We start from the raw sequence: 16,425 nt of genomic DNA, 5'->3' as shown, positions 1-16,425 counted from the left end.
CCTTTAAATATTATCATCGGAAAACCAGATCAATTAAACTTGGCTTACCAAAATTTTTGATCTGGTTTTTCCTTTTTTAGGTTCCTTTTTGCCTTTATTAAACCATATCAAAAAGCCGGAAACCGGTAATGATGTAGCCAATAAACAGGCAATGAAGTAGAGTAATTTGGAAAATGTTCCAAACAGCTCACCGGTATGGATAAATTTTGCGGAGGAAGTAATCTTTTCTCCCAAAGGTTTATCAGAATACTTTTCCAGCCTCACCAAATTCCCTGTATACTGATCAAAATAAACCCTGTCGATTGCCGCAAGTGTTAAAAATCCACTTTGACTTTTAAGAACTGCGAAAGTACCAAGAGAATCTGACGGCATATTGATGCGAATGTTTCCCTGGTAAGTATAGATTTTATTAGCATTTGCCAAAATACTTTCAAGAGGCGCGGAAGTTTTCACTCCCTGGATTTTGGAAACAGGATTTTCCTTTTTCTTGACCCCCATCGCTTTTGTAAATCCCTCTTTATACCAGTCAAAAGCAAAATACGGACCGGTCACTGCCATAATCGTAACAAAGACAAAAGCATAAAACCCTAACGTTTTATGCAGATCAAAATTAACTCTTTTGAAGCTTGCATCCGTTTTCACTTTAAATCCGGGAGACCAGCTGCCTGATTTTTTCCAGCTTTTGATCTTGGCCGGAAACCATAAAATCAATCCTGAAATTTGAAGAAAAATCATCATCAGAGCAGCGGTACCAGTTATTATTCCACCAATTTTTTTGTCCATCAAAAGCCATCTGTGCAGTTTTAATGTCGTGGCAAAAAACGTTGAAGAGGATGTCTGTGCATCACCAAGTATTTTTCCGTTGTATGGATTAACAAAATAACTGACTGATTTAACTTTACGCTCCTCCTTTTTATCAGACATTTTCAGGTCCTTGGATGCTTTAGAAGTATTTTTGCCCTTGTGCACTTTTGCATCTTTTTTATCAGCCTTTTCTTTTTCCGGAATATTTAGCGCAATGGTCCAGGCTTCGGATTTATTTTCAGGAATCTGGATATTGCTTATTTTTCCCTTTATTTCAGCCTCAACTTTTGCAGTCAGCGCGGCCAGCGGCATCAGCGTTTTATTTTCATCGGCTATTGTATATTTATCCGTATCCAGAAAATGTGTAATGTCAACTCTGAAAGCGTAGATGGTGCCGGTCAAACACATGATAAAAAGAACGATAGCACTCGGAAGCCCAACCCAGAGATGAAGATCAATAACAAATTTTCTGAATGTGTATTTACTTTTCATAAGACGCCAGACCGTATAGTTCAATAAGTTCTATCTAAAAAGAATGATTAAATCACTAGGCTTAATCATTCCAAATTGAATTAATCCATACAAGTTTAAGCTTATTTTAAATTCGTCCAAATAAATTACAATATTCTTAAAAAATTACAAGTACTTCTCAAATTAGTTGGATAAATACCTGGGTCATTTGGAGAGTATATACCAGTCCACCGGAATGTAACCAAAAAACAAGATTTACATACAACAAGAATAAGACATCAGGAGTTAGTCTTATATGACTCACCATACCCCGACCAAATGTTAACGAATCTTAAATATTTTTAAAGCTGCCACATTAAAACGAGCTTGTCAGTATTATCAATTTGACGACTGCTAAGGATTACTTTTCCAATAGCAAGTTTTCATTAACTAAAACATTAAAAATCGCCTGAGATCCGATGAGATAATTTTACAAGGAAATTTTTCCTCCATAAAACTAAAAAAGAATTTCATATGAACGATCAGCTCAGAGCACTGTTGGCGGCCAATACCGGTCTTCCATTTACTTCAATTAAAGACGACTCCAATTTGTCCAAAGATCTTGGATTAGATAGCTTGGATACCGTCGATCTGGTTTTACAAATGGAAGATATGTTCAAAATCGCCATTCCCGACGAAGAGTACCAGGATCTTCAAACTGTAAAACAGTTTTCTGATTATCTGTTAAAGAAAAAAGCCGAAGCCTGAGCAAATAACTTTCAAATAATTCTTCATTTCAACCCAAAATAACAAGCATCATGGAAAAGGTTTACACTAAACTGTCTGAACCAAAAAATGCTCCACGAAAATTTGTTGATTACCCTTCTACTGCTTTTTGCAGTTTCTATGATGATTATGTTAGGCCAAAAGCTGAAAATATCCTACCCGATTTTTCTGGTTTTAGCCGGACTGCTCATCACATTTATTCCCGGCGTTCCTCGTTTCAAAATATCGGCCGACTGGGTTTTTATGGTTATTTTACCGCCTTTGTTATATCAGGCCGCCTGGAATACGCCATGGAATAACTTCTGGAAATGGAAACGTTCCATCGTTATGCTGGCTTTTGGGCTGGTATTATTTACTTCCTGCATCGTTGCTTATTTTTCCAACGCCTTCATTCCGGGTTTTACAATGCCGCTTGGGCTTCTTCTCGGAGCCATCATTTCCCCTCCCGACGCTATTGCTGCCAATTCCGTGCTACAGGATATGAAAGTTCCCCGGCAAACGGTTACCATCCTGGAAGGTGAAAGTCTGCTCAATGATGCTGCCAGTTTGATCGTTTTCCGTTTTGCACTGGAAGCCGTACTGACAGGGCGCTTTATAAAAGAAGAAGCGGCGGTTGCTTTTATAGTTGTCGGTTTTATGGGCATAGTGACTGGTCTTGCTTTCGCTGCCTTATTTTATATCATCCACCGTTACCTGCCGACAACACCGAGTATGGACGCAACGCTGGAACTCATTGCGCCTTATTTCATGTATCTGGTCGCGGAACATTATGGATATTCCGGTGTTATGGCGGTTGTCAGCGGAGGATTATTTATGTCGTCAAGATCTGTAAAGCTGCACAATTACGCCGTTTCCAGAATGCATTCAGCCGCGATGGGTTCCGTTATCGTTTTCATTTTGAATGGTCTTGTTTTTATATTGATCGGTCTTCAGCTACCGCTCGTTGTAGCTGGTTTACATGGTTATTCCATTGCGCAAGCGCTGAAATATGCTGTTGTGATAAGCCTTCTTACGATAATTGTCCGGATGTTATGGTTGTTTTTCACCTCCTTTGTTCCGGGCTGGCTAAGTTCCAAAATTCGTACAAAAGCTATAAAACAGAGCTGGCAAAGCGTATTCGTGATCAGTTGGGCAGGAATGCGCGGCGTTGTTTCACTGGCTTCTGCCCTATCGGTACCGCTGATTCTTAATGATGGTCAGTTTTTTCCGCAACGCAATCTCATTCTCTTCATCACCTTTACGGTCATCCTGGTGACATTGGTTTTTCAGGGAATCACGTTACCCTTTCTAGTGCGATTTTTAAAATTTGAAGAAGAAAAACCAGTCATTCCAAATGCAATTCAGGAAGCAGATATTAATAAACGCCTCCTTGATGTTGCGTTAAAAGAACTCAATGAAAATTACACTTTTGATGTTGCTGAAAACGAAATGCTGCAAAGGTTTAAATCTGAACTCGAAAGGGACCTCCTTCTTCATTCCCAGGTTTTAGCTTCCAGCATGCACAATATTGGTAAAGTAGACAGGTTTGGTCATGTGACAAATAACATACTGCGCAACCTGCGAAGGGAATTATCGCGGATGCGAAAAGAAAATAATTTTGACGAGGAAGTCCTGAAAAAACGTGAAAAACAGATGGATCTGGATGAAGCACGAATTTATCATCATATACACTAAAGTCTAAATCAGGATTGGCTTTTTGACCAAAAATAAAAGTCAGCTGGCATTTTATGATCCAAAAGGTCGCCGGTTACTCAATAATAAAAAATATTTTAAATTATTTTAAAAATACTTTTCGCCATCAAAGAAAGAAAATTGGGTTGATATCCAAAAAAAGCCTATTGGCAAAGTACATTCAGAATAAAATATCAAAAAGGCATCTTTTACCTATATAAAATATTGAACTATAATTTTAACTAATAAGATCGTTGCTTTGTGGTTAACAATGCAAAATCTTATTATGCACCGGAATTGCAAAAATGGTTACAATTTTAATTTCAATATTTAAATAATCCTATAATTTATAAAGTAAAAAATCGTTTTTTCAGGCAAAATATAGTTATTGATGATATTGAAAAATATCCATAACTTTCACTGAGTGTATAATTTATAATTATATGTGGTATATTTGCATTGTAATAAAACAAGAACAACAGAAAAGTTGTAAAAATGATTATCTATGAAAAATGCAAACAAAATGATAGCAGTAGCTTTAATAGCAATGACTATCGCAACAAGTGCTAATGCTTCTAACGAAGAAAAATCAAAAGTTACCCTGATAAATAAAGTATTGCCTGCTTCACTTCCGGTTTTGGACGGACCAGCACCACAACGTGTTAATTTATCAGCAGAATCAACAAAAACTGCCATTCAAAAAGCAAATATTGTTGAGCTTAAATTGAAAAGCATCGATAAAAAATAATTGAAGCAAAAAAGCGGTCAGAAGGATAAGAGAGTAAATATAGGTATGCATAATACTTATGATTTACTCATCCCCAAGGCGGTTTTGCAAAGATTAAATTGATGTACTCTACCAAATTTGAATTACTTCTTAAGATATAGCAAGTAAAAGGCTCTGATGGATTTCAGAGCCTTTTTACTTTTATCCCCACTTCAAAATAACCAAATCAAAGTTTTCTTTGAGGCATAATTATTATAGATGATCAGCTGTGGGATTATTCCGATGATCCTGTGAAACAGAGATTTAATTAAAGATTATATAAAATTATGGAAATCAAAGAAAACGCATATAACATTGAATTCAGCCAAGACTTTACAATTCCCGCAGAAACACTTTTCGAAGCCTGGACTTCCCCGGAAAAGCTAAAACAATGGTGGCATCCTATGGAAGATTCGCTTTCAGATATAAAAAACGATTTGCAGGATGGCGGCGATATCACATATGAGTTTGAGAAAAATGAATTCCGAGGAAAGCCTCAAATCCTTTTTGGAAAAGTCATCCAAACGAATTGACAGTGTAAAAAGTGATGAAGGCATGAATGACCGCTCAGGAGGGTATAATGAATTACCCGAGCAATCGAAAGTCGGAGGCGCCTGAGGAAAGATATTTCAGGTTGCGGCTTTAAATACCAAAACCTGATTTCTTTTTATTTGCTAACTAACGTTTTCTGGTTAGAAGCATCTTTATTTCTCCGGTTACTTTTCCAGACGATGGTCTTGACGCGTTGGACTGCACAATTTTCCCGTCGGCGTCAATCAGGACGTATCTTGGTATTCCCGTCATAAGATACGATTCCCAAATAGCGCCCGGTTGCTGATGTTGTTGTTGATTGACATGGATTCCAACGAAATCTTTATCTTTTTTCAGCATGTTATGCCAGTCAGGGATACTTTCATCAATAGAAACATAAAGAAAAGTAACTTGATCATTACCTTCGAAATCTTTTTGAATTTTTCGGGAAAATGGTAATTCTGTTTTGCACGGTCCGCACCATGTAGCCCACACATCCATATAAACAACTTTTCCTTTCAGATCTGAAAGGGAGATTTTTTTGCCGTCTGGCGTATCTGCGCTGAAATCCGGTGCAGGTTTTCCCGGCCCGATCGCCAGCCATTTATCATACGATTTTTTTAATGCACTTAAATAATCTTCGTCTTCGTAAGTCTTTTTGAATTTCAGATAGATAGAATTCACTTCCGGAGTAATACCATTAAAAATCAGATAGTTATTTACATTTTTCGCAAATAAAAATTCTTTCAGAAATTCCGGATAATCTGATTTTTCAATTTTCCCCACAGCCAGAGCCGGCATCATTCCATTGATTGAATCCGGTGATAAACCCTTATACTCTCTGAACAGTGGAGTATATATCCGGGACTCCAAAAATGCGTTGACAACCAGACTGTATGCACTCATTTTATATTTCAGAGCAAGCGAATCGTCAGGTACTTTATCAATAATGCTTTTTATAGATTCAGGAATTTCGTTTTGGCTTCCATACTTAGACCGTACATAATTGTGGACGAAATAAGTGATATTCATTTTTTGCTGTATTTCAAGTACCTTGTCAAGCTCAGGATCAAGGGTTGTTTTTTCTTTCAAAAGTGTATAAAGTCTTTCATAGTTAGCTTGAAGAGAATCTTTTACAGTTAAAAATTCGTCTTGTTCCAATTGAAAATAATATTTGTCATTCACTTTATCGAGTCTAAGGCGTACCGCCCAGCACTTTACAATGTAATCGTTAACATCAGCTTCGTCACCTTCATATCTTATGCCTTGCGGTTTTTGCAGACTGTCCAGTATTATTTTAAACTCATCGCCGGGAGCTGAAAATGCTGATGCTTCGAGATCACCTATCTTTACAAATCCTAAAACCGGATGATCGGATTTAAATTCCAAAACAGCATTTCCTGAGCTATCCAACACAGATTCTGAAATTACAACCGGTTCCATACTTAACATATCGCTTGTAAAAGCCTGAACTTTCAAATTTTTCAGTCCAGTGGCATGTACAGAAATTTTCACTTGGCCTGATTCTTTTTTGTTACATGCCGCGCCAAAATAAATTGTCAGGATTAAGAGCAGCAGCGTTTCCATTTTCTTCATAGCCTATCGTATAGTTGTATATTGTGAGGGATTAATTAACCGAAAGTTATTTAGTTTTTTCTCAAATATTTTAAAAATCTGAATTTCAATATAAATTTTCCCTCCCCGGCATTTGTTGCGAAAAACAATTTATTTAAGATTTATAAGTAAATTGACGGCTTCTAATATTCTAAAAATTTTATGAACAAAATATTCCTGACCAACCCAAAACATCTTTCCCGGTACTTTTTACTTCCGGCACTTTCATTACTGATTGCCATAGGTTCGGCTACGGCCGGCAATCTTGTAAAACCACTTGCATCTCCGCTTGAAGGGCGTTGGGATATCACCGTTGACGTAGCGGGAAAACCTTCTCCGTCATGGCTGGAAGTAAGACATTCAGGAACACATACTTTGATTGGACAATTTGTAGGTTTCTCCGGAAGTGCCCGTCCTATCTCGGAAGTTCACTTTAAGGATGGAAAATTATCTTTCGCAATTCCGCCGCAGTGGGAAAAAGGAGATAAAGATCTTACTGTTGAAGGCTCACTTTCGGGAGAAAAATTGAGTGGAACGATGAACACAGTTGATGGTAAAACGTATAGCTGGACCGGCGTTCGTGCACCGTCACTTCGTAAAACTACGCAACCGGTTTGGGGAAAAGCGATTCCGCTTACTGGTGGCAATGAAATAAAAGGATGGCACGCAGAAGGAACAAATCAGTGGGTTGCCAAAGATGGTATCTTAAAAAGCGAAAAATCAGGAGCGAATCTGGTGACAGATGCTAAATACGGTGATTTCAAATTACACGTGGAATTCCGCATACCAAAAGGAAGCAACAGCGGTGTTTATTTGAGAGGACGTTATGAAATGCAGGTGACTGATGGCAAAGGTCTTGAACCGGCTGTCGACCAACTGGGCGCTGTTTACGGATTTATCAGTCCCAGCGAAATGATGGCAAAAGAAGCTGGCGAATGGCAGACTTTTGATTTAACACTTGTTGGCAGAATGCTGACATTGGCTGTAAACGGCAAAACGGTAATCACAAACCAGGAAATTCCAGGAATTACCGGCGGTGCTTTAGATAGCAATGAAGGCGAGCCAGGTCCGTTGCTTATTCAGGGCGATCACGGCCCGGTTGAATATCGTAACATCGTAATTACGCCTGCCAAATAAAACAGGTCAGTATTTTACAAACATATAAGCAGCAAAAAGCAGTGGTAAATTCGTTTATCACTGCTTTTCTTTTATCGTATTAATTTCATCACTATTACATTAAAATACAAAACAAAATCAATAAATTTAACAAATTTAAAGTTTGTCGGCGATGAGATATTTTCTAATCTTTGGAATGTTTATGGATGTATATGCGCTCCTCAACAGCGGCAAGCTCGGGTATTATGGCATGACGGATGAAGATTTTTTCGCCTTACCAAAATTGCAGCAAATCATTCCACTCAACGCACCGGATACTTTACTTCTTGACGCAGCGATTTTCCAGGCCACAAACGAGGCGCGAAGGAAAAACGGAATACCTATTTTCACCTACGATTTCAGCTTATATCTTTCCTCGTCCAATCATGCACGTTCGATGATTGTCAATAATTTCTATAATCACAGAAATCCGTACAGTGGTTTTGAAAGAACAGCAGATAAAAGAATTGAATTGATTACGAAACGTTTTAGGCGAACCGCTGAAAACATTGGCCAGTACCAAACGCTGGTTACAAAACAATGGTTTGGTGTTCATTGGAACTCCGGCCTACGTCATTACGAATTTCTGGACATGGATGAAAACACAATTTGTCAGCCCTATACCTATGCAGATTATGCCCATTATTGTGTCCGCCAGTGGATGGAATCTACTCCGCATCGGGCAAATCTTTTAAATACGCACTATACCTATTTGGGATGTGCAGCCAGATTAAGCGGCTCACCATACCAGGAAAGGCGCGCGCCGTATGCACGACTGGTTCAAAATTTCGGCGGAGAAAAGTAATCAAATGTGACTGACGTATACTATCTTAACACAAATATTGATCCTGTATATTTTACTCAATTTGTTATGAAAAACCTCTTCCTGTTTAGTGTTATCCTTTTGTTAAATTTTACTTGTTTCGCACAAAATAGCAACACCTTATTTTTAACGTATGCACTTTCAAATCCTGAGCCCGTTTACAACAAGTCAGTGGATGGCGGAGCTGGTTACCGGCCGGTGGCATCAAGCTCGTTTGGAGTGAGATATCATATGAAAAGTACAAAAATCATCACGCTTGAAACCGGAATTGATTACGCAATTTATCATTTCAAACTTGATTATGTTGACAATCCGGATGTGGTAATTCCGGATATTAAGCAAACTATCAAACTGATTTCTATTCCTGTTTATGCTCATTTAACATTTCTCAGGTATTTTTTTATAAACGGTGGTTTACTTATCGATACTGAAATCAAAAGGCAACAAGCTAGCATAAATAAACAATCCGGTATCGGACTTGGACTGGGGGCAGGATTAAAATATAAGTACAGAAATGTTGCTATTTTTGTCAATCCATTTTTAGAAAGACATGCCTATTTAAATTTTGGAGATTCGCGGCAAGGAGCAAGACAAAGCATGATCAATCCTGGCGGACGAGTTGGTATTGGCTATTCGTTTTGAACGGTTGTTGTCAGTCCGGATCCGAATCGTTTATATACAACAGGTATCTTTTTTCAAGAGCTTTTCCCCTTTTTTTATAGTCAAGAAATCCCAGTTTGAGTTTTGTAATATGAAAATTCTGTGATGCGGAAACAATTTCCGCATCAATTCCGGATCTCATCAAACTATCACCAACAGCGGCAGATGTGTACAAATAACAGGGATTATTGTCTATAAAATCATCCAACTGATCCGTGTTTTTGATAAGATTAACGCCGCCTGGCGAATAAAACTCAAAAGCGTAAGAAAAGGACTGATAAGAAGCTACGGGAATATCTCCATCTTTTTGTGAAATCATTTTTGCAGCACTTGCTCCTGACTGATATTGAAGCAAAAAAGGATAGAAAAATACAAACAGAAAAATATACAACATCAAAGCCGTGGCATATCCTCTGAAAAGTATTTTTCGAAGCACGATCTTGTCTCTGAAAAATGCAGAAATTATGACTATCGAAACTGCTAAAACTGCCCCGATCCAGGCATTTTGAATATTGGTAATATAAAAAAGATACAAAATCAAACCGCACAAAATATACAAAAGCCCGTTTTGGATAGCAGCAAACCAGCCAAGTATCGGATCGTTTGCTTTTTGATATAAAAAATAGGCGGTGATGATAGCGAAGTAAGGAAATTCAATAACGATGTAATGCGGCAACTGAAATTTTGATAAAGAAAACAGCACAAATGTAACCAGCGTGCTGCCATAAATGATCCAGCGTGAGGAATTATTATCCTTTTCGTAGCGAAATAAATAAACAAGACCTCCAACCAATCCGGCCGACCACGGCAGGAATGCCCACAAAGTGGTATGCAAAAAGAAACTAAGATCTCCCCTTCCTTTAATCGGGCCCGTATTAAAAAAACGCCCGAACTGACTATCCCAGAAAAAGAAACGAAGGCCGGAAACATTCGTTCTTCCAAAAACTATTTTCTCGGGATGCAGGTCGAACTGGATGTATAAGCTATATAATTCGGGAATGATGAAAATAAAAGAAAGCGCAAGTATAACCCACCAGCGGTAATTCAAAAACTGTTTCGACTGATGTGTAATTATCAGGAAAATAAACCATCCGGAACCTATGGTTATTAGTATAAAAATTCCTTTTGTCATCACAGCACAGGCGATAAAAAATGCCGCTGCAACGATATTGAGCCAGTGTTTCCCTTTATAAATATTAAGCATATGCCAGATTGCAGCAATGGTACAGGCTGTTAAATAGGGTTCTGCCCGCACATCAAAATTGGCCAGCGTACTATGCAGAGCCACTGTGTAAAGCAATAATGATATTTTGGCGACTGTGGCATTAAACAAATCCCGCGCTGTGACATAAGTATAAAAAAGGCTCAAAAGCCAGAAAACAAATGCCGGAAACTTATAGGCAAAGCCATTAATACCAAGCACTTTATAACTGATAGCAGCCATCCAGAAAGGAAAATGCGGCTTGTCAAGCCAGTCGTGCCCGTCTCCAAACAAATTGATCCAGTCGTTATGAAGCACAATGTGTTTGGCAATTGTGGCGTATAACGCTCCGTCGGGTTCCATCACGTCCAGCCACAGGCCTGGCATGTTCAATAATATCCCAACCAAAAGCAACCATGGAAAATAACGCTGCAAAGAAAGTTCGGTAGTTTTCATAAGCTGAGTCTTCGTATTTCTATTCAATGTTAACCGTTTAAACGGAGTAAAATTTCGGGTAGAATCATTGATTACAAAATGATAACATTAGCAGGTACGCAGCATACCGCCAGATTTATGCAGTGCACTCAATAAAAAATTGGAAAGTGCTGGTGAGAAATTCTCAATTGACTCATCCATCAGACAAAAATGCATACCACGCCAGTTACAATTGGACAGAGATCGAGAGTACCGTTTTTCTAAGGAAATAACTTTAAATGACAGATTTATTGAGAAAATATTTCCGCAGAACAAAAGTCAAAGGAAATAATGAGCTATTCGATAAAACACTGACATATAGCACTATAAAATTATTATATTTGATTTTAAGAACATTTATTAAAGTCAGATTAGAAAACTGATCCTACCCTCCCGGACTTTTTAAAAAAGTTTTAAGAAAAGACCTGATTCTTGTTACCCCTCCCCAATAAAATCCCGACTAAGCTATTACCATCCGAAAGGATGCAGTAAAAGTCAGCTCATTACCAGTCATAATTCATTTTTCAAACACTATTCAGATCAGAAATTTTTATCAACCCGGCTCCTGAAAATGGGTCTTAATCTTTACAACGCGATGAAAGCATTATTAAACCAACCCTTTGAAAACCTGACGATTTCCAAGAGAAAAAAAACAGGTAATGTTATCAATGTCCACCTGGGCTGTAAAATACTTTTACTGGAATTTCGGGAAATCGTTTACCTCCAAGGAGACGGAAACTATACCTACGTATATACCACACAAGGCAAGCGCTACCTTATTTCAAAAACAATGAAGGCTATTCAACAAATTCTAAATGCCGGTTTTCTTCGTATTCATAAATCTTATATGATCAATCCAATGCACCTTTTGGCGCGTATTAATCCGGATAGGGTTGTTTTAAACGGTGGCAAACAGCTACCTATTGCCCGGAGAAGAATCCTGGAAATCCAGGAAACGCTGGCTGGCGAATATCTGAATGTTGGCTGACTTCAAACCCGGCATACCTTGCTTCTGCCAATACCGAATTGAGTAAAATGAACGGGTATTTCTCTTTTGATAATCAGGCAAAACCACACTGATTTTCACTAACTTACTCCCGTGATTACAATCCTGTTCATCAAACTTATACGGATATGAAAAAAATGTATTTCCTTCTGGCTGTGGTCTGCGCCGGACTTACGTTATTGGCGGGTACAAGCCGTCTGACTCGTGGAAAATACGGGCTTAATGTGGGAACTCCCGAAATAAAATCGATTAACTCACTCGCTTTCGGGCCTGAGGGGATTTTATTTATCGGCGACTCCAAAAGTGCGGTGATATTTGCTGTTGATACCAAAGATGCTGTGGCTAATGACCAGGTCACCACGGTTGAAATCAAAAATATTGACCAGAAAATTGCTGCATTGCTGGGTACGACTCCGGAAAATATTACAATTCAGGATATTGCTGTTAATCCGGTATCAAAAAGCGTTTACTGCGCCGTTCAGTCGGGCGATGGAACACCTGTTTTGTTCAAAATTGAAGGTGACAAAATAGTACCTGTCAGTACAAAGAATATTCCGTTTTCCAGTCTGGCGCTTAACAATGTACCTTCTGAGGGGGCCAAAGATAAAAGAGGAACATCAATGCGTGTTTCTGCCATTTCGGATATCGGTTTTGCGGATGGGAAGGTTTTGGTTAGCGGTTTATCCGGCCAGGAATTCAGCTCCACTTTTAGAAGTATCCCTTTTCCTTTTACAGACAAACAGGATCAGGCTATGCTTGAAATATACCACGCAGCGCATGGAAAGTACGAAACCCTTGCTCCTATCCGGACTTTTACTACGGCGGATATCAACGGTAAAAAATATCTGGTAGCAAGTTATACCTGCACGCCGTTGGTATTATTTCCGTTGGATGAACTGAAAGCCGGAAGTCATGTAAAAGGCAGAACGGTTGCGGAAATGGGTAGCGGAAATTCTCCTGTGGATATGGTTACGATGAAAAAAGGCAGCGAATCTTTTTTGATGATGGCAAATTCCGCCCGTCCGGTTTTCAAGGTGAAATATAAAAGCATTGAAGCTTATCAGGGATCGCTAACCACGCCGGTGGAAGAAAACTTCGCAACAGCAGGTGTTGATTTTGTGTCTTTACCGGTAACGAATGTGGTGCAGCTGGATAAACTGGATGATACGCGCATGATCCTTTTGCAACGCAGATCCAACGGAAGCTTAGACTTATGGACTTCCAGTGAAAGATTTTTGTAAGAAACCTTTCTTTTTGCTGATCAGGTCATGCGAGCTGCATGGCCTGATCTTTTTTATTGTACTACTCCAATCGTGCGATACTAAAAAATCAGTTAACAAAACTTTTGTAATCCGGAAAGATCAAAAAGCCGTTGGCATTTCCTTTCCATTAAAATATACAGAAGGAATTCCTCCTGATTCTGTTTTCGCATTCGCCGAAGTTCGTTTACTGTCCAAAAATAAATCCGTCGCGATTTTGGGAGATTATTCAATTGTAAATCAAACGGTTTTGTTTACTCCTTTAATACCATTTACACACGGACTTTCTTATGAAATTCTGGTTAAAGGAAAACAAATTGATACTTTTGAGATTCCAAAAAACCACTCCTCCCGCGCCCCTGCTCTGCTTGGCATTTTTCCATCAGCAGATACTTTGCCAGAAAATCTTCTGAAAGTTTATCTCCATTTTTCCCATCCCATGCGTGAGGGCCAATCGGCCAGATATGTGACTTTGCTGAAAAATAATTCAGATACAATAAAAGGCGCTTTTCTTGATCTTCAACCCGAGCTTTGGAATCCAGACAGAACTATTTTAACGCTATGGCTCGATCCGGGAAGAATCAAACGTGATTTAATTCCTAATAAACTTCTGGGAGCACCGCTGAAAAAAAATGGTTCTTATCAAATTGTTATTTCTAAAGACTGGACGGACGCATCCGGAAATTCACTTTCCAGGTCATTTACCAAAACATTTACCACGATCATTCGAGATAGCCTTTCCCCCGATCCTGATCTCTGGAAGATATCATTACCAGAAAAAAGAACTTCTAATGCTTTAAAAATTGATTTCCACGAACCTTTGGACCACAGTCTTTTACAGGAAACCTTGACTGTAAAAAATCAAAAAGGCGAAACTATTTCAGGCAAATGGCAAATTTTGGACGAAGAAAAGGTTTGTCTTTTTTCTCCCGATCAAAACTGGATTTCGGCAAATTATATACTTCGTATCGAAACCAAACTCGAAGATCTGGCAGGAAATAATCTAAACCGGCCATTTGACAAGGATATTACTAAAAAGGAAAACAAGAAAAAATTGGGAGATTTTGCTGAAATTTCATTTCAGGTTAAGGACTGAATAGTAAACCGTTTACTTTTGATTTCTTACATCAACGTTTTACTTCCACCGAGTCATTTGTAATTTGTATGGGCGGGAGGAACGCCCATCCGGACATTGTATATCCGTACCTGAACAATTTCGCTGTCGGTGGATTGGCATCTGAAAAATCTAGTGATTTATTAAAAAATTTGCCAATTTCAGAAATAGTCTGGAATGGAATATCAAGTGCTGCCACCTTGGGTGCTACATTATAATATTCCTTCCTTATTTCAATATCCGATTTTCTTCTACCTCCGGCAAGAGCCGGATAAAAATCAATTCCCATTGTAATTCTTACAGCTATTGGTTTACCATTTTTAATAGCAGAATGCCATTTCGGCATGTTTTGAATCACACGCAAAGCCTCTTCATCAATACCATAACCCAGCCCTTCAACTATTTTAGCATCACGGATATCTCCATTTTCATCTACGGTAAAAGAAACTCTAACCTGACCTTGAATATTGGCAACCAGTGCTTCAATCGGATATTTTATTTGAGAATAGAAATAATTTTCAGTCCATCGAAAGCTATTTTGAAAATAGGCATTTCTATCTAAAACAAGTTTTCCAGGCACGGAATCATTCTTTATTGGTTTTGCCTTTTTATCAATTTTAGCAGTCAAAGACAGATTGGATTGTTCCTGATTTTCAGTTGAATTTCCAACATATTGAGAACTGCTATTTTCAATCATTTTTGTTCCAAAATCTGAAATTTTGGTTAATTGTTCTCTGGCTGCTGTAAGAATAACAACCAAGCCAAGAACAGGTAAAATCATCATGTATTTACTTAATAACCAACGCGGTGAACGATTTTGAAAGATCATTTTAATTCGGCTTTTTAGTAAAGAAGAATTGAAAAACGGGTTGGACAAAGACTGGACGGGGGCATTAAAAGAATATGAAATAAGGAAAGTTGCGTAATCTTCCCGGTCCGGCGCTGATGCATCAGCCAGAAATTCATGAATTTGCTGCATTGAAATTTTATAAAGCCACAATACCGGATTAAACCAGCATATAGTTTTCAGAAATTCAACAATCAGGATATCAACACTATGTCTCTGGCTAATGTGCACCATTTCATGCCTGAGTACATTTTCTAAGCAATTTCCATAATCATCATAACTGATAACCAGCCACTTGAAAAATGAAAAAGAGCCAATTTTGCCCTTTTCAGCAACGTTTTCAGGCAACAATATTAAGGTGTGATTTTCAAATTTAATCGCCTCTCCTTTTCTGATTAAGGAAAAGAGATTGTAAAATCCTTTAAAAAGATTGAATGACATTATAGTAATGCCGATTATATAAACCAGGAAAATGATTGGCGTCCAGTTTATATTTTGGTTGGAAATCTGGTTTTCTGTCTGCACAACCGGATCAACCGATATACTATATACGACGTCAGGGATTTTTACCGCCGCTGTTTTCGAAATCGTAATAAGGGGAAGAAATAATGATATAAACAAAGTCCCAAGAAGATAATATCTGTTGAGGGCAAAAAAAGTATGTTTACGAAAGAGCAGCCAGAAACAAGTGTATGAAATGGTCCAGTACAAATTCACTTTCGCCAAATAAATCAGGTTTTCCATTACAGTATCGGGTTTATTTCTTGTTTTTATGATCTTTTATCAATTTCACCAGTTCATCCAGATCACTGACATCAAGGTCGTTATCCTTCACCAGAAAGGAAACCATATTGGGCAGTGAATTGTCAAAATAGCTCGCCATCATTTGTTTCATTTCCTGCCGTTTATATTCCTCTTCTGAGATCAGAGGAAAATACTGATGCGTGTTTCCATACACTTTATAACCCACGACTTCCTTTTTCTCCAAAATTCTGATGACAGTAGAAATCGTATTATAAGCTGGCGCGGGATCACGCATTTCGGCAATGATATCTTTGACAAATGCTTTTTTCAATTGCCATAATATCCGCATCACTTCTTCTTCCGCCCGGGTTAGTGTTTTCATTTTTTGCACTTAAACAAGTCTGAAATAGATATGTCAAATATACTACTATTTAATTAGTTACAACAACTAATTAAATAGTTATTTTTTTAAAAACCTTAATATATCAGTGGAGAAAAATCAATTAGCTGAATTTTGGTG

The 16,425-nt window shown here is 38.2% G+C and carries 15 protein-coding genes; 10 read left to right on the top strand and 5 right to left on the bottom strand.

Translation table 11 applies throughout. The annotated features are described in order from the left end of the window. Positions 1-33 precede the first annotated feature (33 nt). Complete coding sequence (locus FDK13_RS24010) at positions 34-1,296, bottom strand: PepSY-associated TM helix domain-containing protein (RefSeq protein ID WP_137342552.1); 1,263 nt, start codon at positions 1,294-1,296, stop codon at positions 34-36. Positions 1,297-1,788: 492 nt separating this feature from the next. On the opposite strand from FDK13_RS24010, the gene FDK13_RS24005 reads away from it, so the two are divergent. The 4 genes from FDK13_RS24005 to FDK13_RS23990 all read left to right on the top strand — a co-directional run bounded on the left by FDK13_RS24005 (position 1,789) and on the right by FDK13_RS23990 (position 5,010). Beyond that, the gene (locus tag FDK13_RS24005) at positions 1,789-2,022 is read left to right on the top strand and encodes an acyl carrier protein (protein WP_137342551.1); all 234 of its coding nucleotides are present in this window, start codon (positions 1,789-1,791) and stop codon (positions 2,020-2,022) included. Between the two features lie 87 nt (positions 2,023-2,109). Beyond that, positions 2,110-3,714, top strand: a complete 1,605-nt coding sequence (locus FDK13_RS24000; protein ID WP_137342550.1) for a Na+/H+ antiporter — start codon at positions 2,110-2,112, stop codon at positions 3,712-3,714. Positions 3,715-4,216: 502 nt separating this feature from the next. After that, entirely contained in the window at positions 4,217-4,459 is a 243-nt protein-coding gene (locus tag FDK13_RS23995) for a hypothetical protein (RefSeq protein ID WP_137342549.1), read from the top strand. A 305-nt stretch (positions 4,460-4,764) separates the two neighbouring features. After that, complete coding sequence (locus FDK13_RS23990; protein WP_137342548.1) at positions 4,765-5,010, top strand: SRPBCC domain-containing protein; 246 nt, start codon at positions 4,765-4,767, stop codon at positions 5,008-5,010. Between the two features lie 145 nt (positions 5,011-5,155). On the opposite strand, the gene FDK13_RS23985 is transcribed toward FDK13_RS23990, so the two are convergent. Continuing rightward, positions 5,156-6,604, bottom strand: coding sequence for a TlpA family protein disulfide reductase (locus tag FDK13_RS23985; RefSeq protein ID WP_137342547.1), 1,449 nt, complete (start codon positions 6,602-6,604; stop codon positions 5,156-5,158). A gap of 180 nt (positions 6,605-6,784) precedes the next feature. Here FDK13_RS23985 and FDK13_RS23980 point away from each other — a divergent pair, with 180 nt between their 5' ends. The 3 genes from FDK13_RS23980 (at position 6,785) to FDK13_RS23970 (ending at position 9,242) form a co-directional block, all read left to right on the top strand. Continuing rightward, complete coding sequence (locus tag FDK13_RS23980; protein WP_137342546.1) at positions 6,785-7,759, top strand: 3-keto-alpha-glucoside-1,2-lyase-like domain-containing protein; 975 nt, start codon at positions 6,785-6,787, stop codon at positions 7,757-7,759. Between the two features lie 151 nt (positions 7,760-7,910). Further along, the gene (locus tag FDK13_RS23975) at positions 7,911-8,582 is read left to right on the top strand and encodes a CAP domain-containing protein (RefSeq protein ID WP_229216195.1); all 672 of its coding nucleotides are present in this window, start codon (positions 7,911-7,913) and stop codon (positions 8,580-8,582) included. 66 nt (positions 8,583-8,648) lie between these two features. Then, a complete protein-coding gene (locus FDK13_RS23970) occupies positions 8,649-9,242 on the top strand; it encodes a hypothetical protein (protein WP_137342545.1) in 594 nt (197 codons plus the stop codon). 10 nt (positions 9,243-9,252) lie between these two features. Here the strand turns inward: FDK13_RS23970 and FDK13_RS23965 are convergent, their stop codons facing one another. Further along, positions 9,253-10,917: an ArnT family glycosyltransferase gene (locus FDK13_RS23965; protein WP_137342544.1), complete on the bottom strand. Its 1,665-nt coding sequence runs from the start codon at positions 10,915-10,917 to the stop codon at positions 9,253-9,255. 613 nt (positions 10,918-11,530) lie between these two features. Here FDK13_RS23965 and FDK13_RS23960 point away from each other — a divergent pair. The 3 genes from FDK13_RS23960 to FDK13_RS23950 all read left to right on the top strand — a co-directional run bounded on the left by FDK13_RS23960 (position 11,531) and on the right by FDK13_RS23950 (position 14,296). Next, positions 11,531-11,923 (top strand): LytR/AlgR family response regulator transcription factor, encoded by a 393-nt coding sequence (locus tag FDK13_RS23960; protein WP_170982901.1) that lies wholly within the window; start codon positions 11,531-11,533, stop codon positions 11,921-11,923. A gap of 146 nt (positions 11,924-12,069) precedes the next feature. Then, positions 12,070-13,182, top strand: coding sequence for a hypothetical protein (locus tag FDK13_RS23955; protein ID WP_137342542.1), 1,113 nt, complete (start codon positions 12,070-12,072; stop codon positions 13,180-13,182). Further along, positions 13,166-14,296, top strand: a complete 1,131-nt coding sequence (locus FDK13_RS23950) for an Ig-like domain-containing domain (RefSeq protein ID WP_137342541.1) — start codon at positions 13,166-13,168, stop codon at positions 14,294-14,296. The genes FDK13_RS23955 and FDK13_RS23950 overlap by 17 nt, the downstream gene beginning before the upstream one ends. Positions 14,297-14,327: 31 nt before the next feature. Here the strand turns inward: FDK13_RS23950 and FDK13_RS23945 are convergent, their stop codons facing one another. Beyond that, positions 14,328-15,905: a M56 family metallopeptidase gene (locus FDK13_RS23945; protein ID WP_137342540.1), complete on the bottom strand. Its 1,578-nt coding sequence runs from the start codon at positions 15,903-15,905 to the stop codon at positions 14,328-14,330. 13 nt (positions 15,906-15,918) lie between these two features. Further along, positions 15,919-16,287 (bottom strand): BlaI/MecI/CopY family transcriptional regulator, encoded by a 369-nt coding sequence (locus FDK13_RS23940; RefSeq protein ID WP_137342539.1) that lies wholly within the window; start codon positions 16,285-16,287, stop codon positions 15,919-15,921. Positions 16,288-16,425 lie beyond the last annotated feature (138 nt).

The organism is Dyadobacter frigoris, from assembly GCF_005280585.1.
Classification (GTDB): Bacteria; Bacteroidota; Bacteroidia; order Cytophagales; family Spirosomataceae; genus Dyadobacter; species Dyadobacter frigoris.
The sequence above is the reverse complement of the archived record's forward strand: the minus strand, read 5'-3'. Positions and strand labels throughout refer to the sequence as shown.

Bases quoted from the DNA above. Each gene is read 5' to 3' on its own strand.
- FDK13_RS23995 (WP_137342549.1), top strand. From the start codon at position 4,217: ATGAAAAATGCAAACAAAATGATAGCAGTAGCTTTAATAGCAATGACT.
- FDK13_RS23960 (WP_170982901.1), top strand. From the start codon at position 11,531: ATGAAAGCATTATTAAACCAACCCTTTGAAAACCTGACGATTTCCAAG.
- FDK13_RS23970 (WP_137342545.1), top strand. From the start codon at position 8,649: ATGAAAAACCTCTTCCTGTTTAGTGTTATCCTTTTGTTAAATTTTACT.
- FDK13_RS23990 (WP_137342548.1), top strand. From the start codon at position 4,765: ATGGAAATCAAAGAAAACGCATATAACATTGAATTCAGCCAAGACTTT.
- FDK13_RS24010 (WP_137342552.1), bottom strand. From the start codon at position 1,296: ATGAAAAGTAAATACACATTCAGAAAATTTGTTATTGATCTTCATCTC.
- FDK13_RS24000 (WP_137342550.1), top strand. From the start codon at position 2,110: ATGCTCCACGAAAATTTGTTGATTACCCTTCTACTGCTTTTTGCAGTT.
- FDK13_RS23940 (WP_137342539.1), bottom strand. From the start codon at position 16,287: ATGAAAACACTAACCCGGGCGGAAGAAGAAGTGATGCGGATATTATGG.
- FDK13_RS23945 (WP_137342540.1), bottom strand. From the start codon at position 15,905: ATGGAAAACCTGATTTATTTGGCGAAAGTGAATTTGTACTGGACCATT.
- FDK13_RS23985 (WP_137342547.1), bottom strand. From the start codon at position 6,604: ATGAAGAAAATGGAAACGCTGCTGCTCTTAATCCTGACAATTTATTTT.
- FDK13_RS23980 (WP_137342546.1), top strand. From the start codon at position 6,785: ATGAACAAAATATTCCTGACCAACCCAAAACATCTTTCCCGGTACTTT.
- FDK13_RS23975 (WP_229216195.1), top strand. From the start codon at position 7,911: ATGAGATATTTTCTAATCTTTGGAATGTTTATGGATGTATATGCGCTC.
- FDK13_RS23965 (WP_137342544.1), bottom strand. From the start codon at position 10,917: ATGAAAACTACCGAACTTTCTTTGCAGCGTTATTTTCCATGGTTGCTT.
- FDK13_RS24005 (WP_137342551.1), top strand. From the start codon at position 1,789: ATGAACGATCAGCTCAGAGCACTGTTGGCGGCCAATACCGGTCTTCCA.
- FDK13_RS23955 (WP_137342542.1), top strand. From the start codon at position 12,070: ATGAAAAAAATGTATTTCCTTCTGGCTGTGGTCTGCGCCGGACTTACG.